At 67.7% G+C, this 23,132-nt stretch carries 20 protein-coding genes; 9 read left to right on the forward strand and 11 right to left on the reverse strand.

Translation table 11 applies throughout. The annotated features are described in order from the left end of the window. Positions 1–328: 328 nt before the first annotated feature. The 5 genes from ACUVWL_RS17230 to ACUVWL_RS17250 form a co-directional block, all read right to left on the reverse strand. A complete protein-coding gene (locus ACUVWL_RS17230; RefSeq protein WP_014645440.1) occupies positions 329–1,933 on the reverse strand; it encodes a glucan biosynthesis protein in 1,605 nt (534 codons plus the stop codon). A gap of 105 nt (positions 1,934–2,038) precedes the next feature. Continuing rightward, complete coding sequence (gene mutM / locus ACUVWL_RS17235; RefSeq protein WP_445978595.1) at positions 2,039–2,851, reverse strand: bifunctional DNA-formamidopyrimidine glycosylase/DNA-(apurinic or apyrimidinic site) lyase; 813 nt, start codon at positions 2,849–2,851, stop codon at positions 2,039–2,041. A 76-nt stretch (positions 2,852–2,927) separates the two neighbouring features. Further along, positions 2,928–3,746, reverse strand: coding sequence for a hypothetical protein (locus ACUVWL_RS17240; protein WP_197605488.1), 819 nt, complete (start codon positions 3,744–3,746; stop codon positions 2,928–2,930). A 198-nt stretch (positions 3,747–3,944) separates the two neighbouring features. Beyond that, positions 3,945–4,277 carry an EF-hand domain-containing protein gene (locus ACUVWL_RS17245; RefSeq protein ID WP_014645437.1) on the reverse strand — a complete coding sequence of 111 codons (333 nt, stop codon included), beginning with the start codon at positions 4,275–4,277 and terminating at the stop codon, positions 3,945–3,947. Continuing rightward, on the reverse strand, positions 4,274–5,476 hold the full coding sequence (locus ACUVWL_RS17250; protein WP_014645436.1) for a DesA family fatty acid desaturase: 1,203 nt from the start codon (positions 5,474–5,476) through the stop codon (positions 4,274–4,276). Before ACUVWL_RS17250 ends, ACUVWL_RS17245 begins: the two co-directional genes overlap by 4 nt. A gap of 151 nt (positions 5,477–5,627) precedes the next feature. Between ACUVWL_RS17250 and ACUVWL_RS17255 the strand changes: the two genes are divergently transcribed. Beyond that, complete coding sequence (locus ACUVWL_RS17255; protein ID WP_032962356.1) at positions 5,628–6,449, forward strand: ABC transporter ATP-binding protein; 822 nt, start codon at positions 5,628–5,630, stop codon at positions 6,447–6,449. Between the two features lie 130 nt (positions 6,450–6,579). Here ACUVWL_RS17255 and ACUVWL_RS17260 read toward each other — a convergent pair whose 3' ends face one another. Both ACUVWL_RS17260 and ACUVWL_RS17265 read right to left on the reverse strand, forming a co-directional pair. Next, positions 6,580–7,782 (reverse strand): DUF4785 domain-containing protein, encoded by a 1,203-nt coding sequence (locus ACUVWL_RS17260; RefSeq protein WP_445978596.1) that lies wholly within the window; start codon positions 7,780–7,782, stop codon positions 6,580–6,582. A gap of 11 nt (positions 7,783–7,793) precedes the next feature. Further along, complete coding sequence (locus ACUVWL_RS17265) at positions 7,794–8,672, reverse strand: hypothetical protein (RefSeq protein WP_241887639.1); 879 nt, start codon at positions 8,670–8,672, stop codon at positions 7,794–7,796. Positions 8,673–8,930: 258 nt separating this feature from the next. Here ACUVWL_RS17265 and ACUVWL_RS17270 point away from each other — a divergent pair, with 258 nt between their 5' ends. Further along, positions 8,931–9,770, forward strand: a complete 840-nt coding sequence (locus ACUVWL_RS17270; protein ID WP_445978597.1) for an acid phosphatase — start codon at positions 8,931–8,933, stop codon at positions 9,768–9,770. Positions 9,771–9,941: 171 nt separating this feature from the next. Here the strand turns inward: ACUVWL_RS17270 and ACUVWL_RS17275 are convergent, their stop codons facing one another. Continuing rightward, on the reverse strand, positions 9,942–12,212 hold the full coding sequence (locus tag ACUVWL_RS17275) for a TonB-dependent receptor (protein WP_075075932.1): 2,271 nt from the start codon (positions 12,210–12,212) through the stop codon (positions 9,942–9,944). Positions 12,213–12,369: 157 nt separating this feature from the next. Between ACUVWL_RS17275 and ACUVWL_RS17280 the strand changes: the two genes are divergently transcribed. Together ACUVWL_RS17280 and ACUVWL_RS17285 are read left to right on the forward strand one after the other, a co-directional pair. After that, entirely contained in the window at positions 12,370–13,389 is a 1,020-nt protein-coding gene (locus ACUVWL_RS17280) for a TIGR00266 family protein (protein WP_142235497.1), read from the forward strand. A 204-nt stretch (positions 13,390–13,593) separates the two neighbouring features. Beyond that, a complete protein-coding gene (locus ACUVWL_RS17285) occupies positions 13,594–14,586 on the forward strand; it encodes a patatin-like phospholipase family protein (protein ID WP_445978598.1) in 993 nt (330 codons plus the stop codon). A 39-nt stretch (positions 14,587–14,625) separates the two neighbouring features. Here the strand turns inward: ACUVWL_RS17285 and ACUVWL_RS17290 are convergent, their stop codons facing one another. Beyond that, entirely contained in the window at positions 14,626–15,111 is a 486-nt protein-coding gene (locus ACUVWL_RS17290; RefSeq protein ID WP_014645428.1) for an Lrp/AsnC family transcriptional regulator, read from the reverse strand. A 125-nt stretch (positions 15,112–15,236) separates the two neighbouring features. On the opposite strand from ACUVWL_RS17290, the gene phhA reads away from it, so the two are divergent. After that, positions 15,237–16,130, forward strand: coding sequence for a phenylalanine 4-monooxygenase (phhA, locus tag ACUVWL_RS17295; protein ID WP_445978599.1), 894 nt, complete (start codon positions 15,237–15,239; stop codon positions 16,128–16,130). Between the two features lie 106 nt (positions 16,131–16,236). On the opposite strand, the gene ACUVWL_RS17300 is transcribed toward phhA, so the two are convergent. Then, the gene (locus tag ACUVWL_RS17300) at positions 16,237–17,292 is read right to left on the reverse strand and encodes a LacI family DNA-binding transcriptional regulator (RefSeq protein WP_041862907.1); all 1,056 of its coding nucleotides are present in this window, start codon (positions 17,290–17,292) and stop codon (positions 16,237–16,239) included. 240 nt (positions 17,293–17,532) lie between these two features. On the opposite strand from ACUVWL_RS17300, the gene ACUVWL_RS17305 reads away from it, so the two are divergent. The 4 genes from ACUVWL_RS17305 (at position 17,533) to ACUVWL_RS17320 (ending at position 20,564) form a co-directional block, all read left to right on the forward strand. Further along, positions 17,533–18,123 (forward strand): cysteine dioxygenase family protein, encoded by a 591-nt coding sequence (locus ACUVWL_RS17305; protein ID WP_014645425.1) that lies wholly within the window; start codon positions 17,533–17,535, stop codon positions 18,121–18,123. A gap of 120 nt (positions 18,124–18,243) precedes the next feature. Further along, positions 18,244–18,882 carry a bifunctional 4-hydroxy-2-oxoglutarate aldolase/2-dehydro-3-deoxy-phosphogluconate aldolase gene (gene eda / locus ACUVWL_RS17310; RefSeq protein WP_014645424.1) on the forward strand — a complete coding sequence of 213 codons (639 nt, stop codon included), beginning with the start codon at positions 18,244–18,246 and terminating at the stop codon, positions 18,880–18,882. A gap of 96 nt (positions 18,883–18,978) precedes the next feature. Beyond that, a complete protein-coding gene (gene adhP / locus ACUVWL_RS17315; RefSeq protein ID WP_014645423.1) occupies positions 18,979–20,007 on the forward strand; it encodes an alcohol dehydrogenase AdhP in 1,029 nt (342 codons plus the stop codon). A 164-nt stretch (positions 20,008–20,171) separates the two neighbouring features. Next, a complete protein-coding gene (locus ACUVWL_RS17320; protein ID WP_014645422.1) occupies positions 20,172–20,564 on the forward strand; it encodes a hypothetical protein in 393 nt (130 codons plus the stop codon). Between the two features lie 75 nt (positions 20,565–20,639). Here the strand turns inward: ACUVWL_RS17320 and ligD are convergent, their stop codons facing one another. Further along, a complete protein-coding gene (ligD, locus tag ACUVWL_RS17325; RefSeq protein ID WP_014645421.1) occupies positions 20,640–23,132 on the reverse strand; it encodes a DNA ligase D in 2,493 nt (830 codons plus the stop codon).

The raw sequence follows: 23,132 nt of genomic DNA on the forward strand, positions 1-23,132 counted from the left end.
GGATGGCGGGGCGGTGTGGGTGGGTGTCGACCTTGGTCGACACATCTGTCAGATATCGAGTGAGATTCCGGGGTCAGATCCGTTTTCCTTCGTAAAACGGATCTGACCCCATGAGCAATTCCGACAGATCGCGGCGATCTGTCGAAGGCGGGGTGGGTCCGGTGGCGGGAGTGTTCGCGGCATGGATGCCGCGACCAAGCCCCCAGGGAAGGGTTTACGGCGTCTCCCGCCGCCGGACCCACCCCGCCGTCCCACGGAATGCCCGCTTTTGACGTTGACGTTGATGTCTGCAGGTGCAGGGCTGCAAGCCCTGCAAACCCAACCCCTCTTAGTACAGCGTGCGCTCCGGCGCACCCGCCGGCGGCGGGGTGTACTGGTACAGCCAGGTTTCCGTAAGCGTCTTGCCGCCACTGCGCAGGAACAGGCGGATGTCGATCTGCTCGGTACTGCCTTCCGGCGGCACCAGGTCGAACATCGCGCGATAGCCGTTGATCTCGCGCAGCGGGCGCGCCGACACGATCTCGACCCGGCCACGGCTGGCTTCCACCACCGCCTCGACCTCACCCTTGTCGATCAGGCTGGCCAGCTCGCCCCCTTCGAAGTCCACCGCGAAGCGCCAGCTGAAGTACTCGCGCTTCTTGCCGACCACACCGCCCAGGCCGGTGCGGCTGGCCACGCAGTGCGCCAGCGGCGGGCGCGCCGGCGGTTCGGCGCCCCAGTACAGGCGGTAGCCGACCAGCAGCTCCTGGCCCGGCTGCGGCTTTTCCTTCGGGTTCCAGAACGCCACGATGTTGTCGAACGTCTCGTCCACGGTGGGAATCTCCACCAGCTGCACCGAGCCCTCGCCCCATTCGCCCTTCGGCTCCACCCACAGGCACGGGCGCTTCTCGTAGAACACGCCGTCGTCCTGGTAATGGTCGAAATTGCGGTCGCGCTGCAGCAGGCCGAAGCCGCGCGGGTTGCGGTCCACGAACATGTTGAAGCGCAGGTTGCGCGGGTTCAGCAGCGGCCGCCAGATCCATTCGCCAGCGCCGGTCCACAGCGACAGGCCATCGGTATCGTGGATCTCCGGGCGCCAGTCCCATGCCATGCGGCGGTCGTTCTCGCCCACCTGGTACATGCTGGTGCACGGTGCGATGCCGAGCCGCTCGATCGGCTTGCGCGGGTACAGCGCGCTGTCGATGTCCATCAGCAGCACGTCGCCATTGGTGATCGCGAAGCGATAGGCGCCAGCCACGCTGGGTGAATCCAGCAGGCCGTAGACCACGATCGTGTCCGAATCAGCCGATGGCTGTTCCAGGTAGTAGGCGATGAAATCCGGGAATTCCTCCGGCTTGCCCATCCCGGTGTCGATCGCCAGGCCGCGCGCGGACTGGCCGTACTGGCCTTCCTTGCCGACCGCGCGGAAGTAGCTGGCGCCGAGGAAGGCGGCGAAGTCGCGGTCAGTGTCCTTGCGGGTGTTCAGGCGGAAGCCGGCGAAGCCGAGGTCGGCCGGCAGCTCGCCATCCTTGATGCCGCTCTTGCCGTAGTTGAACGCCGCGCCGTCATAGGCCAGCTCCTGCGCCTTGCCGTCGACCACGTCGAACATGCGCACCGGCGAATGGAAGTACAGGCCCAGGTGGAAGAACTTGGCCTGGAACTTGCCGGGCTGGTCGGCCCACAGCGCATGGTCCTGGCGGTAGCCGATCGACTGGTACTGGTCCCAGTCCAGTCCTTCCAGACGGCCCGGCAGCACCCGCTTGTGGCTCTTGTAGGGCGCCTGCGCCAGCGCGCGCGCCTGGCCCTTCAGGGTGGCGAAGTCGAACGGTTGCGGCTGGCCGAGGCGGCGCAGGCCCATCTGGCCGCTCCTGCTGGCCGCGCACGCGGGCAGGGACGGCAGGCCGAATGCAGCCAGGGCGAGGGAGGCATTGCGGATGAAGTCGCGTCGTTGCATGCAGGCGCGTCAGGCACAGGGAGGAAGGTCGGCCATCATAGGCAGACAAACGTTAACGGGCAGCGGAGACGCGCCCTGCCCGTTCAGCTGCCGCTGGCTGCCGGCTCAGCGCTGGCAGTGGCTGCACCAGACGCTGGCGCGCTGGCCGATGGTGGCGTGCTTCAGCGCGCGGCCACAGTTCGGGCAGGGCAGCCCGTCACGGCCGTACACCAGCAGTTCCTGTTCGAAGTAGCCCGGCGCGCCATCGGGGCTGATGAAATCGCGCAGGGTGGTGCCGCCACGGGTGATGGCATAGCCCAGGATCTCCTTCACCGCGTCGGCCAGCCGCTGGTAGCGTTCGCGCGAGATCTTCCCAGCCTCGCGCAGCGGACTGATGCCGGCCTTGAACAGGCTCTCGGCGGCGTAGATGTTGCCCACGCCCACCACCACCGCCTGGTCCATCAGGAAGGTCTTCACCGGCGCACTGCGGCCACGGCTGCGCGCAAACAGGTGGTCGCCGTCGAATCCCTCGTCCAGTGGCTCCGGGCCCAGCCCCTGCAGCAGCGGGTGGATCTCACCGGCGGGCTGCCAGAGCAGGCTGCCGAATCGGCGCGGGTCGTTGAAGCGCAGCAGGCGGCCGTTGTCCAGACTGATATCCACATGGTCGTGGGCGCGCAGCGGTGTGTCACCGGGCAGCACGCGCAGGCTGCCGGACATGCCCAGGTGCAGCACCGCGCTGCCGATGGCGGTATCCAGCAGCAGGTACTTGGCGCGCCGGCGGATGTCCTCGATGCGCTGCCCCGGCAGCAGCTCGGCCACTTCCGGTGGAATCGGCCAGCGCAGGTCGGCGCGGCGCAGGATCACGCCATGCACGCGGCGGCCCTGCAGGTGCGGCGCCAGGCCGCGGCGGGTGGTTTCGACTTCGGGCAGTTCAGGCATGCAGGGATTCTATCCCCGCTCTGCGGCCGGCACCTGGCCGTCGATGCCGGGGAATGATCCCCGGCATCGACCGGTGTCAGGCGCCCTGGCCGGCGCGCACAGGCTCCGCCGGAACCGGTGCCGCAGCGGCGGAGCGGTCCGGGAACAGCGACGGCAGCGTTTCCACGAACCGGGCCAGGCACTGGTCGCTGTAGCGCTCGGCCGTCTGCTTGACCAACGCATAGTCGTCGGCCTGCCAGGCTTCCAGGGGTGCGGCCACCGGTGCGTCGACCTGGCACTGCACGCCTTCGCCACCGACCAGGCGCAACAGCTTGCGGGTATACGGGAAGCCGACGTGCTGGGTCTGGCGCAGCTCGTACTGGGTATCGGCATCGCCCAGTTCCTTGTAGATCAGGGTGAAGCCATCGGCGGTGATCTGCACCGGCCGTACCTCTGCCGGCACAGCGCCCGGATGCGCGGTGAAGTACTCGGCCAGGCGCATGCGCACCTGGTCCTGCAGGTAACCGAAGGCCGGGTTCGGAACGGTCTCCACCCGGGTTCCCTTCAGCTGGTCCTTCTTGAACGAGCTGCCGCCGAGCGTGCCGGAAAACAATGACACGGCAACCTGCGCGGCCACCAGCTTGCCGGTGGTGGAACGCTGCACCAGGCGCAGCGTCTTGTCGCCGACTGGCTGGCCATCCGCGCCCATCTGCAGCTTTACGCTCACCGGCACCCGGCTTTCCCAGGCAGGCAGCTCCGCCACGGCGGCGACAACGCCGGCATCAGCGGCGGGAACGTCTGCAGCCGTCGCCGTGTCGGACGGGGCGGTCGGGGGTGGCTCATGGGCCAGCACAGGCGAGGCGATGACGAGGCTGCCGAGCAGCGCGGCCGCCAGCAGGGGTGGGTTCGATTTCATGGGGGATCCTTGGGTCGTGTCGGGCCAGTGCAGGCGATTCCGTTCGGCATCGATCATCGCAATGGCACCGCACTCCCTTCCATGTCCTTCCCCCTACCGCGATCCATCGCGGTCGACATGCCAGATCGCCTTACCCGTGCGGATCGACCGGTACCCGGGATCGCGTCGAACCCACCATCGGCAGCACGCCGGGAATCTTTAGCGCGGAGGCGCCGCCAGTTCGCGCGCATCCAGGAAACCATCACCGTTGGCATCCTGCTTGTGGAAGCGCTGCACGATCACCTGCCGCTGCTGCTCGCGGCTGATCGCCCTGCCCTTGCCACCGGGCAGCTCCTCGGCCGTCAGCACACCATCACCGTTGCGGTCCATGCGGTCGAAGGCATACAGCATCCACTGCACGTACTCGGCCTCGCTGACCCTGCCGTCGCCATCGCTGTCCATCCGCTGCAGATAGCTGGCGGTGTCGGTGACCTGGGCCAGCGCCGCGCCCGGCAGCAGTGCCGCCAGCAGAAGCCCGTACCCTGCCCTCACGCGCCCACCAGGCTGTAGCCCTTCAAGCGTGCGGCGTAGGCCTGCAACGCCGCGATACCGCTTTCCTCGGCCTCGCGGCACCACGCCTGCAACTGGTGCAGGCGCTCGGCGGCGTCGTGGCCTCGGGCTTCCAGCAACGCCGCCAGCCGCGCGCGGTACTCGACCAGGGTGCGGATGCGCGGGCGCTGTGCCACCCATGCGCTGAGCTGGGCACGGCTGTCCGGCTTCAGCCAGCGACCATCGTTGACCAGTCCACGGCGCAGCCGGCGCGGCAGCAGGCGGCGCAGCTTGGCTCCGGCCTGGGCGGCTTCCTCGCGCAGGGCCGGCATGAACACATTGCGCTGGTAGTCGGTCATCGCCTGGAAGCGATGCGACAGCAGCGCCTTAAGGGTCTCGGCATCGGGCACGGCGATGTTCGGACGCACGTCCATGGCCGGTGCCACCCGCAGCACCTTGGCCAGGCGCAGCGCCTGCAGCAGGCGGATCGCACTCCAGCCGATGTCGAATTCCCAGCGCCGCATCGCGAAGCGCGCCGAGCTGGGGAAGGCATGGTGGTTGTTGTGCAGCTCCTCGCCGCCGATCCAGAACCCCCACGGCGTGAGATTGGTGGAGGTATCGGCAGACTCGTAGTTGCGGTAGCCCCACCAGTGGCCCAGGCCGTTGACCACGCCGGCCGCCCAGAACGGGATCCATGCCATCTGGATCGCCCACAGGGCCACGCCGGGCAGGCCGAACAGCACGCTGTTGATCACCAGCAGCAGCACTGGGCCCAGCGTGGCGTGCGGGGTATACAGGTGGCGCTCGATCGCATCGTCCGGGGTGCCGCGCCCGTACTGTTCGATGTCCGCGCGCATGCCGCGTGCCTCCCGGTACAGCTCCACGCCGTGCCAGAACACCCTGCCGATGCCGCGGGTGACCGGGCTGTGCGGGTCGTCCTCGGTCTCCACCTTGGCGTGGTGCTTGCGATGGATGGCCACCCACTCGCGGGTGATCATCGAGGTGGTCAGCCACAGCCAGAAACGGAACACGTGGGCCAGCGCCGGGTGGAAATCGACCCCGCGATGGGCCTGGCTGCGGTGCAGGTACAGGGTCACCGAGAAGATGGTGATCTGGGTGAAGACCAGGAGCACTGCCAGCATGGCCCACCACCCCAGGCCGAGCACACCACCGGTCAACAGGGACATCAGGGCATCAGGCATGACGGCTCTCCGGATCGACGCGGGGATGGCAGACATGATGGCCGCTTGCGTTGCAAACTGCATCCCTGCGGCGATGTATCGCATCGCCATCCGTGGCACCGTTCACAGTTGGGGACCTGAGTTGTCGAGCCTTGATCCACGCGCCAGCGCCATGACCGCCGCCCCGCCCGTCGCGGAGCTGCCCCCCTTGATCGAACTGGACCGCGCCACCGTGGTGCGCGGCCAGGTGAAGGTGCTGCACGGGCTCAGCCTGCGCATCGCGCAGGGCCAGCACACCGCCCTGCTCGGCCCCAACGGCTGCGGCAAATCCACCTTCATCAAGCTGATCACCCGCGAACTGTATCCACTGGCGCAGGGCGACGGCACGGTGGCGGTGAAGGTGCTGGGCCAGAACCGCTGGCAGGTGGACCGGCTGCGCTCGCAGCTGGGCATCGTCACCGGCGACCTCAGCAGCAACCTGGCCGACATGCCCGGCCTGACCGTGGAACAGGCGGTGCTGTCCGGCTTCTTCGCCAGCTACGTGGTGCCGGCCTTCCGCGAGGTGACCGCCGACATGCGTGCACGCGTCGGTGAAACGCTGGCGATGACCGGCGCTCTGACGCTGCGCGAGCGCGCCTATGCCGAGCTGTCGGCCGGCGAGACCCGCCGCGTGCTGATCGCCCGCGCGCTGGTCAATCGACCGCAGGCACTGCTGCTGGACGAACCCTCCACCGGGCTGGACCTGGTCGCCCGCGAGCAGCTGGTGGCGACCATGCGGGTGCTGGCGCAGCAGGGCATCACCCTGGTGCTGGTGACCCACCACATCGAAGAGATCATTCCGGAGATCGAGCGCGTGGTGCTGCTGCGCGATGGTCGCGTACTGGCCGACGGCACCCGCGCCGAGCTGCTGCGCAACGAACCGCTGTCGGCGGTGTTCGGCGGCGCGATCACCGTATGCGAGCAGGAAGGCCGGCTGACCGCGTACGCGGGGTGATCGACATGCCACTGTAGAGCCGAGCCGATGCTCGGCTGCTCCTGATCACGGCAAACAGCAGCCGGGCATCGGCTCGGCTCTACAGGATGCAATGCAGCGGGCCGGATATCCCGGCCCGCCACCGCCGTGCTCAGAACCGCAACGCCAGCGCGCGCGACTCGATCGGTGCCATCCGGCTCTGGTCCTGCAGCTGCAGGTCGCGCAGTTCGTACGGCGCACCGAAACCGGCGGGCAATGCGGCCTGGTCGAACGGCAGCACCAGCTGGCCTGCACCGGGGCCATCAAACCACGCCGCCGCATGTGCCTGCGCGACCGGCTTCAACTGGCCATCGCGGGCCGTGGCGTACAGCGTGCCGCGTGCTTCGTAGCGGCCAGCGGCGGCCACCTGCAGCGGCAGTGCCACCTGGCGGCTGGACGGGTCCGGTGCCGCCTGGCCACTGAAGCGCGCGGTCGGCCGTGCCACCGCGAAAGCCACCTTGCCGTCGCGCAGCACGCCATCGGCCTGGGCGAACACCTGCAGTTCCCACAGCCCCTGCACGCTGCCGAGATCGGCGGGGATGCGCACCTGCGCGCGCAGGCTGCCGTCGGTGGTGCGCAGCAGGCGCTGCGGCCAGCTGCGGCCATCCGGTGCGACCAGCAGGGCTTCACCGCCCAGGCCGCCACGGCGCGATGCCAGCTGCGCGGTGGTGGCGCCGTCTTCCAGCAGGCGTGCCTGCAGCTGCACGTTGCCACCAGCCAGCACCTGCGCCTGGTTGGCCTGCACTTCCAGCCGCAGCGGGCTGTTCGGCTCAAGCACCTGCACCACATAGCGGCCCCGCGCCTGCGTGCTCTGCAGCGTGTACGCACCGGCCGAACTGGTCGCGCCGGTGCGCAGCATGCTGCTGCCATCACTCACCGGCATGCCGGCATCCTGCAGCGCGCGCGCATCGACACTGCGGGCCACGCTGCTGCGGCCGGCCGGGTCGCGCACCTGCAGGGTGTTGGCAGGCAGCGCGCGGGCACCTGCGGCCGGGCTCAGCTGGATCACCGCATCGGGCGCCGTCAGCGGCAGGTCCAGGCCGCGTTGCAGCTGCGTGCCATCGACCTGCTGCCAGTAGCTGCGGCTGACCGAGGCATACGGCGTGGCCGCCTGCAGCGGTTGTGCCGGGTCCAGCGCCCAGGCAAAGGACAGCGGCGCGTGCTCGCTTTCATCGGCGGGCAGCGGCGCGGCCACCAGTGCGGCAGGCACCTGATCGCCCGCGCGGGCGGCCTGCAGCGGCTGCGCGGCCTGCGCTGCGGAAAGGGACAGCACGGCCAGCAAAGCACTGGCCAGCAGGGTGGAATGGTTCGTCATGGTCATCTCCCTCACTGGTTCAGGTCGTTGCGCAGCAGGGTGCCGAGGCCGAAGCACTCGCGCCGGCTCTGGTTGTGGCTGAGTGGTTCGGCGCCCTGGGTGCGTGCCTTGTCGGTGAACCAGGTGGTGCCGGCAGCCTTCTGGCTGCTGCACTCCAGGAAGCCATCGGAGCAGGACGACAGCCAGTTCTGGGTGAACTCCAGGCCGACATTGGCGGCGTAGCCACCGCAGTAACTGTTGCTGTCCCACACCGCCGATTCCACATCGCTGCCGACCACCGCACGGAACGGTTTGGGCAGCGCCGGGCGACCGGCCGTGCCGTACAGGTTCTGCGCGTTGTAGGTGGCCATGCTCGCCACCTGCTGCTGGCGTACCGCGTCGTTCTTGTAGCCCAGCAGCCAGCCCAGCGACGTTTCGAAGGTATTGCCGTTGAGCACCGCATCGGCCAGCGGCGTGCCCGCCGAGGACGGAGCCAGTGCATTGACCTTGCGCACCGTACGGATGATCTTCGGATAGCGGCTGTCGTAGGTCGGGTTGGACAGGATCCAGCGCATCACGTTGCCGCCGTTGGAGTGGGTGATCACCACCAGCTGGGTGATGCCACGGCTGTCGATGAAGCCGGTCAGCTGGTTGGCCAGGCAACCGGCCGCTTCCGGTTTCCACATGTACTGGGTGAAGTCACAGTTGATGACGACGTAGTTGCTGCTGTTCGGCAGGCCCTGGCGCACGGTGTCGATGATTGCCGGCTGCCAGTAGTCCTGGGTGGCATTGGTCTGCGCGCCGGTGCCATGCACGAAGGCCACGCCGAGCACGTCGGCGGCCTGCGCCGGGGCGGTTGCCAGCCCGAGGAGCAGGGCCAGGACGGTACTTCCTGTTGCGGTGCTGCGCATCGCTTCTCTCCCTCTGTCAGTGGATCCCCCCGACCCGGCTGGAACTGGACGGCCTCTCGACCCCGTTGTGTCGATGCTCGCGGCGCAGGCGCGTGAAAGTCCGTGCGCTGCGCCCGGATTCAGGAGACTGACGACACTCGATGACGTTTTTCATACTGCCCCGATGACCATGCCGGGTCTGGCCGTATGACCGATGGCCACTGCGGTGTCGCATACGGGCTGCGATCATGACGCGATGTTTTTCCTCTGGAGCCGTCCATGTCGCTGATTTCCCACACCGCCCGCCCACTGCTCGGTCTCACCGTTGTCGCGGTCCTGGCTGGCTGCGCAGCCACCGCCAGCAAGCCGACCGCCGTCGAAGCCAACATCACCACCAAGGCGGTGGGCTATCTGGACACGAGCGCGGTTCCGGCCAGCCTGGACCTGGTGCCGGCACCACCGGCGGCCGGTTCGGCCGCCCTCGCCCTGGACGAACAGGTCAGCCGTGAAGCCCGCGCGCTGCGTGGCAGCCCGCGCTTCGCCCAGGCCGGCGTCGATGCGGAACTCGGCTTCCCCGAAGGCGCCAACCACTTCTCCTGCGCCGCCGACATCGACGTCGATGCAGTGAAGACCCCGGCGCTGTACCGACTGCTGGAGCGCAGCCGGATCGACGCCAGCGCCGCCACCAAGGCGGCCAAGAACCACTACCAGCGCCCGCGCCCGTTCATGGTCAACGGTGAGCCGACCTGCTCGCCGAAGGACGAGGACGGCCTGCGCAAGAACGGTTCCTATCCGTCCGGCCACACCTCGATCGGCTGGGCCTGGGCCCTGATCCTGTCGGAGATCGCGCCGGACCGCGCCGATGCCATCCAGGCCCGCGGCCGCAACTACGGCGAGAGCCGCCTGGTGTGCAACGTGCACTGGCAGAGCGACATCCTCGAGGGCCGCTTCATGGGCGCGGCCGCCGTGGCCCGCCTGCATGACAACGCTGCCTTCAACAAGGACCTGCTGGCCGCACGCAAGGAGATCGAGGCGGCGCGCAAGGCCGGTCGGCACTCCAGCCGCGACTGCGCCACCGAGAATGCGGTGCGGAAGATCCGCCCGCAGAGCGCGCTGTAAGTGATGGTCCGGGGTCAGAGCCCTTCCCTGCGGAAAGGGATCTGACCCCGGCGCGGAATGCCGACCCCATCGGGGTCGGATCCCTTTCCGCAGGGAAGGGCTCTGACCCCGCACAGCAGAAGGGCCGGCATTGCGCCGGCCCTTCTGCATTGCATCAACGCAGCCACCGCATCAGAACTTCGCGGTGAACTCCACGCCCCAGGTACGCGGCTCGTTGAGGAAGCCGGTCAGGTTGTTGAAGTCGATCGCGCCGACCACGCGGGTCTGGTTGGTCAGGTTGCGACCGAACACCGCCACGTCGTACTGGCCGTAATCCCAGTTGTAGCCCAGGCGCAGGCCGCCTTCCAGCGAACTGCGGCCGCGGAATTCCGGCGACTCGTAGATGAAGAAGTTCACCGCACTGCGGTAGGCCCAGTCGGTGTAGGCGTACAGCTCGCTGCCATCGCTGAGCGGGAAGCCCACGCGCAGGGTCGCGTTGTGGATCCACTTCGGCGCCTGCGGCAGCGGGTTGCCGTTCACCAGCGCATAGGTCTGGCCGTTGATCACCGTGGTCGGGTCGGTGATGGTGCAGCCACCGCCGCAGATCGCCACCGCCAGGTTCTTGTCCTTGATCTCGGTGTCGTTGTAGCTGCTGCCGAAGGTCAGCAGGACGTTGTCGGCCAGGTAGGCCTCCAGGTCCAGCTCGACGCCCTGGCCGATGGTCTTGTCGGCGTTGAGCAGGGTGGCGGTGTTGTTGCTGCCGCCCACCGCGATCAGCTGCTGGCCATCGACGTTGTAGCGGAACACGCTCAGGCCCAGGCGCGCGCGGCGCTCGAACAGGTCGGCCTTGATGCCGGCCTCGTACGAGATCACCTTCTCCGAATCGGCCTGCGACAGGCCTGGCGCGAAGGCCAGGCGGCCCTGGATCGACGGCGCGCGGAAGCCCTTGGCCACGCGGGCATAGGCGTTGATGTCGTCGGTCAGCTTGTAGACGCCGCTGAGGTCCCAGCTGACGTCGTTGACGTCGGTGTTGGCCAGGTACGGGCCACTGACCGGGGTGCCGAACGGAACGGCCTGCAGCACGCTGGCGCTGAAGTCCTTCTTGTCCTGGGTGTAGCGCACGCCGGCACGCAGCTTGAAGCGGTCGGTGACATCGAAGTCACCCGAGGCGAACACCGCCCAGGCCTTGTTGCGCTGGTTCTGCACCACGTGGCCGGTCTGCGGATTGCCCGGGGCCAGCGAGTCGTAGTTGAAGTTGTTGATGGTCACGTCTTCATCGAAGTAGAAGACGCCGGCCTGCCAGTCGAAGCGGCCCCACTCGTTGGACTCGATGCGGACTTCCTGCGTCCACTGGCGGTGATGCGGCAGGCCGTCAGCCGACTCCGACGAGAACGGAATCAGGCCGGGGCCGTAGTTGCCGGCGCCAAGGAACGCCGCGCCGTAGCCACCGTCGATGTCACCGCGGTTGAGCGATTCGGCGGTTTCGTAGCCGGTGATCGAGTGCAGCGTCACCGAGCCGAGGTTCCACTGCAGGCGCGCGCTGCCACCCCAGGTCTTCAGGTCGGAGAAGTTGACGCCGTCGTTGGCCACCTTGTCGCGGTCGAAGTTCTCGACCAGCGAGTTGCCACCCTTCTCGATGATGTTGGCGCGGAACAGGCGGGCGGTGCCATTGAGCTTGCGCTTGTGCAGGTTGAACAGCGCTTCGAAGTCATCGCCTTCGTACAGGAACTGCACGCGGCCGGCGGCTTCGTCATAGCCTTCGAAGCCACTGTTGGGAGCGCCGACGCGGGTGTTGTCGACCCAGTCATCGCGGCGCTGGTAGATCGCCGAGACGCGTGCCGACCAGCGATCGGTCAGCGGGCCGCCGTAGGCGCCCTGCACGTTCCAGCTGTTGTAGCTGCCGTAGCCCACGCGCACGTAGCCGTCAGCATCCTGCGACGGTCGCGCCGAATCGAACTTGACCACGCCGGCCGGGGTGTTGCGGCCGAACAGCGTGCCCTGCGGACCACGCAGCACTTCCACGTTGGCCAGGTCGAACAGCGGGAAGCCCTTCAGCAGCGGGCTTTCCTGCACCACGTCGTCGTACACCAGCGAAACCGGCTGCGACGCATTGAGGTCGAAGTCGGTGTTGCCCAGGCCGCGGATGTAGAAGCGCGGGAAGGCACGGCCGTAGGACGACTCGATGTTGAGGCTGGGCACGCGTGCGGCCAGGAAACGGATGTCATCGCCGGCCGAACCGAGCACATCCAGCTTCTCGCCCTGGATCGCGGAGAGCGCGACCGGCACGTCCTTGGCGTTCTCGACACGGCGCTGCGCGGTCACCTGCAGGGCGTCGAGGGCAACCGGATCCTTGGCAGCGGGGGTTTCCTGGGCGGCTGCTACCAGCGGCAGCAGGGCGGAAAGAGCGGCAACGAGGGGGCGCGCGACCGGAAATCGGCCACGGGAAGTGCGGGTCGGGGACATGGCGGTAGGCTGTGTTTGGAGGGGTGGTAAAACGGCGCTACCAGATAATTGTTGCAATACAGCACCTACGCCGCAAATGCCCGCCGTTCATGGCCCCGTCGCCGGCACCCCCGGGCGCTCGCTAGACTCGGGGTTTCCACGCGACGGACCCGCCGCCATGACCCAGTGGTACTTCCATGCCTCCGCCCAGGCCGAGCGAATCGGCCCGCTTGATGACGGGGCCGCACGCCGCTACGCGCAGGCCAATCCACGCGCCCTGGCATGGTGCCAGGGCATGAGCGGGTGGACGCCGATCGCCGAGGTGGCCGAGCTGCAGGCTCCGGCCCCGGGCATGCCCAACACACCGCCGCCGGTCCCGGTCGCCGCCGGCGCCAGCGGCCGCGCCGACGACATCGAGTTCCGCATCGTCGGCCATGAAATGCAGTTCGTGGAGATCGAGCTCGACCCCGGCGAGAGCGCCATTGCCGAGGCCGGCGCCTTGATGTTCAAGGACGCCACGGTACAGATGGACACGGTGTTTGGCGCTGCCAACGGTGACCAGGGCGGCTTCATGGGCAAGGTGATGGCCGCCGGCCGCCGTGTGCTGACCGGCGAGAGCCTGTTCGCCACCGTCTACACCCAGAGCGGGCATGGCAAGGGCAAGGTCGCCTTCGCCGCGCCCTACCCCGGCACGGTGCTGGCGATGAAACTGGACCAGCACGGCGGCCGCCTGATCTGCCAGAAGGACAGCTTCCTGGCCGGCGCGCGCGGCGTGCAGATCGGCGTGCAGTTCCAGCGCAGGATCATGACCGGCCTGTTCGGCGGCGAGGGCTTCATCATGCAGAAGCTGGAAGGCGACGGCTGGGTGTTCATCCATGCCGGTGGCTGCGTGATCGAGCGCGAGCTGGCCGCCGGCGAGCGCCTGGACGTGGATACCGGCTGCGTGGTGGCCTACCACTCCAGCGTGGACATGGACGTGCGCCGGGTGGCCGGCATCAAGAGCATGCTGTTCGGCGGCGAAGGCGTGTTCCTGGCCACGCTGACCGGCCCCGGCAAGGTCTGGCTGCAGTCGCTGCCGTTCTCGCGCCTGGCCGGCCGCATGTGGATGGCCGCACCGCAGGGCGGCGGCCAGAGCCGCGGCGAAGGCTCGGTGCTGGGCGGCCTGGGCCGGATGCTGGATGGTGACAACCGGTTCTGACCCACTCATTTGGTAGGTGCCAACCTTGGTTGGCACATTCCTTCAGCGCGCGACCAGGCATTTGTGCGGACCAAGGTCCGCACCCACCAGAAGCGATTCACGTTTTTTTTGCTGAATAGGGAGTTCCCCCCACCCTGCCCGCCCCGCCACGGCTTCGGTATGCTGGCGCCCTTTCCTGAATCCAGCGCCGCGAGCGCACTGCCGATGAGCCTGTTCCGCCCCCGCATGCTGCTGTCCGTCGCCCTGATCGGCCTGCTGGCCGGCTGCGGTGGCGACCCGGTCCGCCCCACGCCGCCGCCGGCGCCGACCGTGGTGCCGCAGGCCAAGCCGATCAGGATCGGCATCGCCCTCGGTGGCGGCGCGGCCAAGGGCTTCGCGCACATCGGCGTGATCAAGATGCTGGAAGCCAACGGCTTCGAGCCGGCCGTGGTCTCCGGCACCAGCGCCGGCAGCGTGGTCGGTGCGCTGTATGCCAGCGGCATGGACGCCTCCCAGATGCAGAGCAAGGCAGTCGCGCTGGACGAAGCCAGCATCCGCGACGTACGCCTGTTCTCCGGTGGCCTGGTGCAGGGCCAGAAGCTGCAGGACTACGTCAACGAGCAGGTCGCCAACCGTCCCGCCGAGCGCCTGAAGAAACCGTTCGCCGCCGTTGCCACCCAGCTGGAAACGGGCGAGCGCGCGATCTTCGTGCGCGGCAACGTCGGCCAGGCGGTGCGCGCGTCGAGCAGCATCCCCGGTGTGTTCGAGCCGGTGAAGATCGGCGGCCGCAATTACATCGACGGCGGCGTGGTCAGCCCGGTGCCGGTGGATGCCGCGCGCCAGCTCGGCGCCGACTTCGTGATCGCCGTGGACATCTCCAGCAAGGCCAGCGGCAAGGCACCGACGGACATGCTGGGCATCGTCAACCAGTCCATCTCGATCATGGGCCAGCGCCTGGGCGAGCAGGAGCTGGCGCGCGCCGACATCGTCATCCGTCCGAAGGTACTGGACATCGGCGCCGCCGATTTCAGCCAGCGCGGCACCGCGATCCTGGAAGGCGAGAAGGCCGCAATGGCGGCCATGCCGCAGATCCGCGCGAAGATCCAGCAGTTGCAGCGCGCGCGCGCCGCCGCAGCGGCACCCGCGCCGGTGGCCGCACCAAAGTGCGAGGAAGCCTCGCGCCTGGGCAAGCTGATGGGCCGCAAGGACAAGTGCTGATCCATTGATGCCAGGCCACCGGGCACGCCTGGTGGCTGCTCAGGGCTCCAGCTGCGACAACGGCAACGCCTGGAAACCCTTCACCGTTCGCAGCACGAAGCTGGAATTGGCATCGGCCACGCCGCCGGCGTTGAGCAGCCGGTCCAGCAGGAAGTGCGAGAAGTGCTCCAGGTCGCGCACGTAGACGTGCAGCAGGTAGTCCATGTCGCCGGTCAGCGCATGGCAGGCCACCACCTCGTCCCACGCTTGCACGCTGTCCACGAAGTGGCCGATGGCGGCCTGGTCATGCTTTTCCAGCTGCACGCGCACGAAGGCCTGCAGGCCCAGGCGCAGCTGGCGCGGTTCCAGCCGCGCGCCATAGCCGACGATCACGCCCTCGCTTTCCAGCCGCTGCAGGCGGCGCAGGCAGGCCGAGGGCGAGAGGTTCACCCGTGTCGCCAGCTCGGCGTTGGTGGCGCGCCCATCCCGCTGGATTTCAGCCAGTAGACGTATATCCGTGCGATCGAACTGGACTTCTCCGGCCATTGTTGCCCCGCAACATGGTGAGTACGCAAGGATATTGCGCCAACAAGGCCAATCGACGCAACTTTTGCAACCCTGTTGCGTGCGCCCTGCCCTAGCATCATGGGTATCCCGTCAAGGAGTGCCCCATGGACCTCGCCCAGCCCCGCCGCGTCGAACACCAGCAGACCGACAAGGGCTACGTGCCGGTGTATACCACCGCGCTCGTCGAGCAGCCGTGGGACACCTACAGCGCCGACGACCACGCCACCTGGAGCACGCTGTACCAGCGCCAGCGCGAACTGCTGGTCGGCCGCGCCTGCCAGGAGTTCCTGGACGCGCAGGACGAGATGGGCATGAGCGCACACATGATTCCGCGCTTCGACCAGCTCAACGAAGTACTGGGCGCCGCCACCGGCTGGACCCTGGTCGGCGTTGAAGGCCTGCTGCCGGAACTGGATTTCTTCGACCACCTGGCCAACCGCCGTTTCCCGGTGACCTGGTGGATCCGTCGCCCGGACCAGATCGACTACATCGCCGAACCGGACCTGTTCCACGATCTGTTTGGCCACGTGCCGCTGCTGATGAACCCGGTGTTCGCCGACTACATGGAGGCGTACGGCCGTGGCGGCGTCAAGGCCCACGCGATCGGCCCGGGTGCACTGCAGAACCTGACCCGCCTGTACTGGTACACGGTGGAGTTTGGCCTGATCGATACGCCCGACGGCCTGCGCATCTACGGCGCCGGCATCGTGTCGTCGAAGGGCGAGTCGCTGTACTCGCTGGAATCGCCCGCGCCCAACCGCATCGGTTTCGACCTGCAGCGGATCATGCGCACCAAGTACCGCATCGACACCTTCCAGAAGACCTACTTCGTCATCGACAGCTTCGAACAGCTGATGCAGGCGACGTCGCCGGACTTCACCCCGATCTACGCGGCACTGGCCGACCAGGCGCATCTGCCGGCCGGTGATGTGCAGGACGACGACCGCGTGTTCCAGAAGGGCACGGGTGAAGGCTGGGCCGACGGCGGCGACGTGTAAGCGCGTAACGCACACCGCTCCGCAGTGGAAACGGCGCACCCTGGTGCGCCGTTTTCGTTGTTGCCTGCACCGTTCTGTCGCGACGGCGCAGGCGAGGGCAGGGCACTCAGCCGTCCACGGCCCGGCAGGAACCGCGCACCATCAGTTGCGGATGCACGCTGGCCGCAGCCGGCGCCTCCGGTACGTCGGTCTGCACCAGCATCGCGGCAGCCATGCGGCCGATGTCGGAGACGTGGCGGCGTACCGACGTCAGCGGCGGCCACAGCCGCGACGCCAGCGGGCTGTCGTCGTAGCTGACGATCGACAACTGCTGCGGCACCGCGATGCCCGCACGCAATGCCACCTGGTAGACGCCCGCGGCGATTTCGTCGTTGCCGGTGAAGATCGCACTGGGGCGTTGTCCGCCCATCAGCAGGCGTTCGGCGGCATGCACGCCGGACTCGAAGGTGTCGCCCGCTTCCAGCACGCGCTCGCCCGGCAGGGTCACGCCGACCTGGGCCAGCCGATCAAGGAAGCCGTGGGTCCGCTCGCGGGCAGCGCGCCGGTCACCGGGACCGGCAATCACCGCGATGTCGCGGTGGCCGAGCGAGAGCAGGTAGCCCGCAGCCGCCGCCGCACCATCGCGATCGTGGGTGACCACCGCCTGCACGTCTTCTTCCGACGCATGCGCGTTGATGCGGATGTGGCGGCAGTCGATCGCGTCGAGCATCTGCGCCAGCGCCATCGATTCGGAGGCGCGCGGGCCGAGGATCACGCCATGCAGTTTCTGCTGCTGCACGAAACGGCGCACGCCGTCCGCACAGTCCGGATCCTGGCTGTTGCACGGGTGCACCACCAGCTCGTAGCCGGTGCCGCGCAGCGCTTCCAGCGCGCCGTGCTGCAGGTCGACAATGCATTGGGCGCCGGGGTCGTCATACACCAGGCCGATCAGGAAGGAGCGGCGGAACGCGAGTCCGCGCGCCAGCGGGTCGGGCACGTAACCGACCTCCCGCATCAACGCCTCGACCTTGTCGCGGGTGTCTTTGCGCACCAGCGGCGAGTTGTTGATGATTCTTGAAACCGTTTTCTTGGAAACTCCCGACAGTCGTGCGATGTCGTTGATCGTGGCAGCCTTGCCTTTCGATGCCGGCAACGCGGCATCGCTCATATTTCGCACTGACATGTATAGAACCAGGTAAGTCGGAGAATTCTAGCCTTGCACCCGTCGGATGCGAAGTTGCGGAACGTCGCAGCGGATCTGAATCGCGTCGTGTTCGACACGTTTTGCTGCGCGAGGTTCCCTTGTGATTGCTCTAGTGCCTCTGCATCTGAACCGTTCTTCTGCGCGTGTTCACCCTGAATGCGGACGCGACGCGCGCGAACGCCAACATTCCCTTAACCATGCTCCGCTACAGTCAGGTGCATGGACCTGCAGACCTCTCCGTTTCCGCCGTTCCGTGGCCGCGACCGGTTGATCGCTGCGGTCGATGCGGCGGTGACCGCCGGTGATGCCGGGCGCATCACCGCCGACCTGCAGCTGGCGCTGCAGGAAGCCATAACCGACAGCCGCATCGAATTGCCCGAATGCGTGCATCGGCCGGTCAGTGATCATTACGCGCGACGTCCGCTGTACCACAGCCGCGAACACGGCTACAGCGTGATCGCCATGAGCTGGGGCCCAGGGCAGGGCACGCCGCTGCACGACCACGATGCCATGTGGTGTGTGGAGGGAGTGTGGTTGGGCGAACTGGAGATCACCCGTTACGAGCTGCTGGAGCGCGCCGGCGAGCGCTGGCGTTTCCACCGCCACGCCACGCTGCGCGGAGGCTGCGGCAGTGCCGGCAGCCTGATCCCGCCGCACGAGTACCACACCCTGCGCAACGCCAGCGACGACGCATTGGCGATTTCTGTGCACGTGTACGAGTCGCAGATGGAGCGCTCGGCGGTGTTCGACCCGCTCGGTGGCGACTGGTACCAGCGCCGCATCCAGGCGCTGCAGGCCGACCCGGCCTGACCGGGGCAGGGCGGCGGGGCGACGCTGCCAGCACCTTCGTGAGCCACGTGGCATCATGCGCCGCTGCGCTGCCGTACCCGGCGGCGATCCGCGATGCCCCGTCGGGCAAGGAGCAAGACCATGTCCAGCGCTGATCCGCGCCTGCGCGCGCTGTTGAAGCTGGCACCGGTGATCCCGGTGTACACCCCCGAAGATGTGAATGAAGCGGTCGACGTCGCCCAGGCACTGTTCCGCGGCGGCCTGCCGGTAATCGAGGTGACGCTGCGCACGCCGCAGGCGCTGGATGCGATCAAGGCGATGGTCGAGGCCGTGCCGGACGCGGTGATCGGTGCCGGCACCGTACTCGACGCCGCGCAGATGCAGGCAGCAAAGCAGGCCGGCGCGCGATTCGCGGTGTCCCCCGGTGCCACGCCGGCGTTGTATGCGGCCGCGCGTGATGCCGACCTGCCGTACCTGCCCGGTGCCGCCACCGCCTCGGACCTGATCCTGGGCCTGGAGCATGGCCAGGACACCTTCAAGTTCTTCCCGGCGGTACAGGCCGGCGGCGCCGCGCTACTGGCCGCCTGGCACGGTCCGTTCGCCGATGTGCGCTTCTGCCCGACCGGCGGCATCAGTGCGCAGACCGCACCGCAGTTCCTGCATCTGCCCAACGTGCTGTGCGTGGGCGGTTCGTGGCTGACCACCCCGGCACTGCTGCAGACCCGCGACTGGGAGGCGATCGAACGCCTGGCCCGCGAGGCGTCCGTGCTGGCCAGCTGAACCTGCTCCGCGAATCTTCAAAGGTTTGATCGTGATCAAAGCGCCGGCCTCGTGCCGGCGTCATTCTGTGGGCAAGCGCACTACGGAGATCCGAACATGAATTCGACCATGAAGGCCGCTGTCGTGCGTGAGTTCGGCAAGCCACTGGTGATCGAGGAAGTCTCGGTACCACGCCCGGGGGCGGGCGAGGTACTGGTCAGGATCGAGGCCTGTGGCGTCTGCCACACCGACCTGCACGCCGCCGAGGGCGACTGGCCGGTGAAACCGAACCCGCCGTTCATCCCCGGCCACGAGGGCGTGGGGCACGTCGTGGCCGTGGGAGGCGGGGTAGGGCACGTCAAGGAAGGCGACAGGGTCGGCATCCCCTGGTTGTACTCGGCGTGTGGCCATTGCGAACACTGCCTGGGTGGCTGGGAAACGCTGTGCGAGACACAGCGCAATACCGGTTACTCGGTCAACGGCGGCTTCGCCGAGTACGCACTGGCCGATGCCAACTATGTCGGCCTGCTTCCGAAGGACGTGGGCTTCGTCGAGATCGCACCGGTGCTGTGCGCCGGCGTGACCGTCTACAAGGGCCTGAAGGTCACCGACACCAAGCCCGGCGACTGGGTGGCGATTTCCGGCATCGGTGGCCTGGGCCACATGGCGGTGCAGTACGCCCGTGCGATGGGCCTGAACGTGGCTGCGGTGGACGTGGACGACAACAAGCTGGCATTGGCCCGGCAGCTCGGCGCGCAGATCACCGTGAACGCGCGTACCACCGATCCGGCCGCCTTCCTCAGGAAGGAGATCGGCGGCGCGCACGGCGCCCTGGTCACGGCGGTCTCACCGAAGGCGTTCGAGCAGGCGCTGGGCATGGTCCGCCGTGGCGGCACCGTCTCGCTCAACGGCCTGCCGCCCGGCAATTTCCCGCTGGATATCTTCGGCATGGTGCTCAACGGCATCACCGTGCGCGGCTCGATCGTCGGCACCCGGCTGGACCTGCAGGAGTCGCTGCAGTTCGCCGCCGAAGGCAAGGTCGCGGCCACCGTCAGCACCGACCGCCTGGAGAACATCAACGACGTGTTCGCGCGCATGCACGCGGGCACCATTGAGGGCCGCGTGGTACTCGACTTCGCTGCCTGACCGCCTGTGCATGGCCGCCGTCGCTCCGTCCCCCTCTCCCACGGACGCGGCGGCCATGCCGATTCATCGGTAGTGCCGGCCGCTGGCCGGCAAACCCCAGGCGGTTCGGTAGTGCCGGCCGCTGGCCGGCAACGCGGGCACTCTGGCCGCCGTACAATGCGCGCATGCCCGGCCTGCTCAAGACCCTGTTCCTGTCCATCGTCGCCCTGATCGGCGGCGTCCTGTCGCTTGCGCTGGTCAGCAGCGTCGCCAGCTGGCTGCCCCCGTTGCTGGGCCTGTCGCCGGACAACAACAGCGTGCAGCTGGGCTGGGACCTCACCTTCAGCGTTCTTGGTGGCATCGCGGGCGTTTCCTTTGCCACCTATTACGCCCCCTGCTGGCCGCGTTCGCATGGCTTCTCGATCTGGTCGCTGATCGCGCTGGGCTGTGGCTACGCGATGTGGACGGCCGGTGCGGATTTCCCGTTCTGGTTCGTCATTTCGCTGCTGGCATCGCTGCCGCTGCAACTGCTGGCCGGTTGGTGGTTCGGCCGTCGCGCCTCGCGCGACGCAGGGTAACGGCGCCTTTGTAGAGCCGAGCCCATGCTCGGCTTTCATGCACATCCACACAGGCAGCCGAGCATGGGCTCGGCTCTACAGGTCCATGCGCGGCAGCGTCTGCTTCAACTGCGCGATGCCCTGCCATGGGTCACTCTTCAGGCGTTGCGCCCTCGCCAGCGCCTTGCCCATGGGAAAGGCGTCGGCAGCACTGATACGCGCCAGTTCCTCCCAGCGCAGCGGCACTGCCACACCGGCGGAATCGCGCGCGCGCAGCGACCACGAGCACACGCTGGTGGCCCCTCGGGTGTTGCGCAACCAGTCGATGAAGATGACGCCACTGCGCTTGGCCTTGCTCATCGTCGCCACATAGCGATCAGGTTGCTCCTTTGCCATTGCCTGCGCAAAGGCCTCGCAGAACGCCTTCGCCTCGTCCCAGCCAGCCTTGGGCTGCAGCGGTACCACCACATGCAGCCCCTTGCCGCCAGACAGCCGCACGAAGCTCTCCAGGCCCACCTGCTGCAGACGATCACGCACATCACGTGCACCCGATTTCACCTGTGCCCAGCTGACGCCGTTGCCAGGATCGAGATCGAATACCAGTCGATCCGGATGCTCGGTGTCTGCTACGGTCGCACCCCACGGATGCAGCTCCAGCGTGTTCATCTGCACCAGCTGCAGCAGGCCCCGTGCGTCGTCGATATAGACATAGTCCTCGCGGCCGCTCTTCTGCTGCAGGGGCACCGCGTGCACCGCGTCGCCCAGGCCGGGGCCATGATGCTTCTGGAAGAAACAGGCCTTGCCCACCCCATCGGGGCAGCGCAGCAATGACAGCGGCCGTCCGGCAATTTCGGGCAGGATCCAGCGCGCCATGCGCCGGTAATAGTCGGCCACGTCGCCTTTGCCCAGTCCCTGACTGGGAAACACCACCCGCTCCGGATGCGTGATCTGGACCTCACCCCCGGCTTCAGCAACTGCTGTTGCGTTGCTCATTCCCAGGTCCTCCTTCTGCTTGTCGCTGCGCAGCCGCTTGAAACTGGCCTGGCGCAGCAGGCCTTCCTTGCCCCAGCCACGGAACGCCACTTCCGCCACCGTCACCGGCTTCACCCAGCGCACGCTGGCGGCGCGGAACGGCACATGCGCCGGAAGCTGCAGCACCGGCGTCTTTACTGCCAGTGGCTGCAATGCCTTGAGCAGCGCGCGCAGGTTCTCGTCGTCGAAGCCGGTACCGACGCGGCCCACATAGCGCAGACCCTCCTTGTCCGGCGTTGCCAGCAACAATGATCCGAAACCCACCCGCGAGCCCCTGGGGGCCGTGTAGCCGACAATCACGAACTCGTCGGTGTCTTCGTGCTTCACCTTCACCCAGCTGCGCGCGCGGGTATTCACGTACGGGGCATCCACCTGCTTGCTGACGATGCCTTCGAATCCGGCCTGGCCACTGGCATCGAACACCTGCGGGCCCTGGTCGATCACATGTTCGCTGAAGGCCAGGATGCCGGGCACGGGTCCGATGAGATCCTTCAGCAGCGCTTTGCGTTCCAGCAATGGCGCACGACTGATGTCCGCGTTGGCCACACCCGGAAGATCGAACACGATGTAGCGCAGCGGATGCTTCGAGCTTCCATCGATCACGCGCTGCAACGCTGCGAAATCGCTGCGCCCTTCCTTGTCCAGCACCACCAGCTCACCGTCCAGGCGCGCATCGCGCACCGGCAGCGCCTGCACGGCCTGCACGACCTCGGGGAAGTCATCGGTCCAATCCAGGCCATTGCGGGAGCGGAGCTTCACCTCGCCGTCGTGCAGATCGGCCAGCAGGCGATAGCCGTCCCACTTGATCTCGTGCAGCCAACGCGCGCCGTCCGGCGCGCTGTCGCGATGATCGGTCAATTGCGGTTTGAACCCATGCGGGTAGGGCGTGTCACGTGCGCCGTCCAGTTTCAGCGCGCGCGCATGCCAGCGTGCATCGGCCTTGCGGGTAGCCGTGCGTGCGGCGGGCACAGCACGCCCTGCCTTCCCCCCAGTGCGCTTCATCACGGTGGATGCGCGCTTGGGCACGTGCGCGTCCAGCAGATCGTCTGCTTCGGCATCGCGCGCCTGCTCGTCGTCGCGCTTGATCAGCAGCCACTGCACCTGGCGTCCCTTCATTGCCGTGCGCACCAGCTTCCAGCCACCGGCCAGGCGTTGTCCATGCAGTACGAAGTCGATCTTTCCAGCTGCCAGCGCCTGCAGTGGATCGCCTTCGCAGGCCCAGGTGCCCTGATCGAACACCTCCACGTGCCCCGCGCCGTAGTGGCCTTCGGGAATGTCGCCTTCGAAGCCAGCGTAGGACAACGGGTGATCTTCCACTTCCACGGCCAGCCGCTTCTCGCCGACGCGAAGCGAAGGACCTTTCGGCACCGCCCAGCTCTTCAGCACGCCGTCCATCTCAAGGCGGAAGTCATAGTGGCGCGAACTGGCATGATGCAGCTGGATGACGAAGGTTGGCCGCCGCTGCGGATCACCGCGTGCGGGTGTGTCGTCAGGCTCCGGCGTCTGCCCTGTGCCTCCGCCAAGCCGGCGCTTGCGCCGGTACTGGTGCAGCGACAT

This window comes from Stenotrophomonas muris, from assembly GCF_052751275.1.

Bases quoted from the DNA above. Each gene is read 5' to 3' on its own strand.
- ACUVWL_RS17270 (WP_445978597.1), top strand. From the start codon at position 8,931: ATGTCGCTGATTTCCCACACCGCCCGCCCACTGCTCGGTCTCACCGTT.
- adhP (WP_014645423.1), top strand. From the start codon at position 18,979: ATGAATTCGACCATGAAGGCCGCTGTCGTGCGTGAGTTCGGCAAGCCA.
- ACUVWL_RS17265 (WP_241887639.1), bottom strand. From the start codon at position 8,672: ATGCGCAGCACCGCAACAGGAAGTACCGTCCTGGCCCTGCTCCTCGGG.
- ACUVWL_RS17275 (WP_075075932.1), bottom strand. From the start codon at position 12,212: ATGTCCCCGACCCGCACTTCCCGTGGCCGATTTCCGGTCGCGCGCCCC.
- ACUVWL_RS17250 (WP_014645436.1), bottom strand. From the start codon at position 5,476: ATGCCTGATGCCCTGATGTCCCTGTTGACCGGTGGTGTGCTCGGCCTG.
- ACUVWL_RS17285 (WP_445978598.1), top strand. From the start codon at position 13,594: ATGAGCCTGTTCCGCCCCCGCATGCTGCTGTCCGTCGCCCTGATCGGC.
- ACUVWL_RS17260 (WP_445978596.1), bottom strand. From the start codon at position 7,782: ATGACGAACCATTCCACCCTGCTGGCCAGTGCTTTGCTGGCCGTGCTG.
- ACUVWL_RS17300 (WP_041862907.1), bottom strand. From the start codon at position 17,292: ATGTCAGTGCGAAATATGAGCGATGCCGCGTTGCCGGCATCGAAAGGC.
- ACUVWL_RS17320 (WP_014645422.1), top strand. From the start codon at position 20,172: ATGCCCGGCCTGCTCAAGACCCTGTTCCTGTCCATCGTCGCCCTGATC.
- ACUVWL_RS17290 (WP_014645428.1), bottom strand. From the start codon at position 15,111: ATGGCCGGAGAAGTCCAGTTCGATCGCACGGATATACGTCTACTGGCT.
- mutM (WP_445978595.1), bottom strand. From the start codon at position 2,851: ATGCCTGAACTGCCCGAAGTCGAAACCACCCGCCGCGGCCTGGCGCCG.
- ligD (WP_014645421.1), bottom strand. From the start codon at position 23,132: ATGTCGCTGCACCAGTACCGGCGCAAGCGCCGGCTTGGCGGAGGCACA.
- phhA (WP_445978599.1), top strand. From the start codon at position 15,237: ATGGACCTCGCCCAGCCCCGCCGCGTCGAACACCAGCAGACCGACAAG.
- ACUVWL_RS17305 (WP_014645425.1), top strand. From the start codon at position 17,533: ATGGACCTGCAGACCTCTCCGTTTCCGCCGTTCCGTGGCCGCGACCGG.
- ACUVWL_RS17255 (WP_032962356.1), top strand. From the start codon at position 5,628: ATGACCGCCGCCCCGCCCGTCGCGGAGCTGCCCCCCTTGATCGAACTG.
- ACUVWL_RS17240 (WP_197605488.1), bottom strand. From the start codon at position 3,746: ATGAAATCGAACCCACCCCTGCTGGCGGCCGCGCTGCTCGGCAGCCTC.
- ACUVWL_RS17280 (WP_142235497.1), top strand. From the start codon at position 12,370: ATGACCCAGTGGTACTTCCATGCCTCCGCCCAGGCCGAGCGAATCGGC.
- ACUVWL_RS17230 (WP_014645440.1), bottom strand. From the start codon at position 1,933: ATGCAACGACGCGACTTCATCCGCAATGCCTCCCTCGCCCTGGCTGCA.
- eda (WP_014645424.1), top strand. From the start codon at position 18,244: ATGTCCAGCGCTGATCCGCGCCTGCGCGCGCTGTTGAAGCTGGCACCG.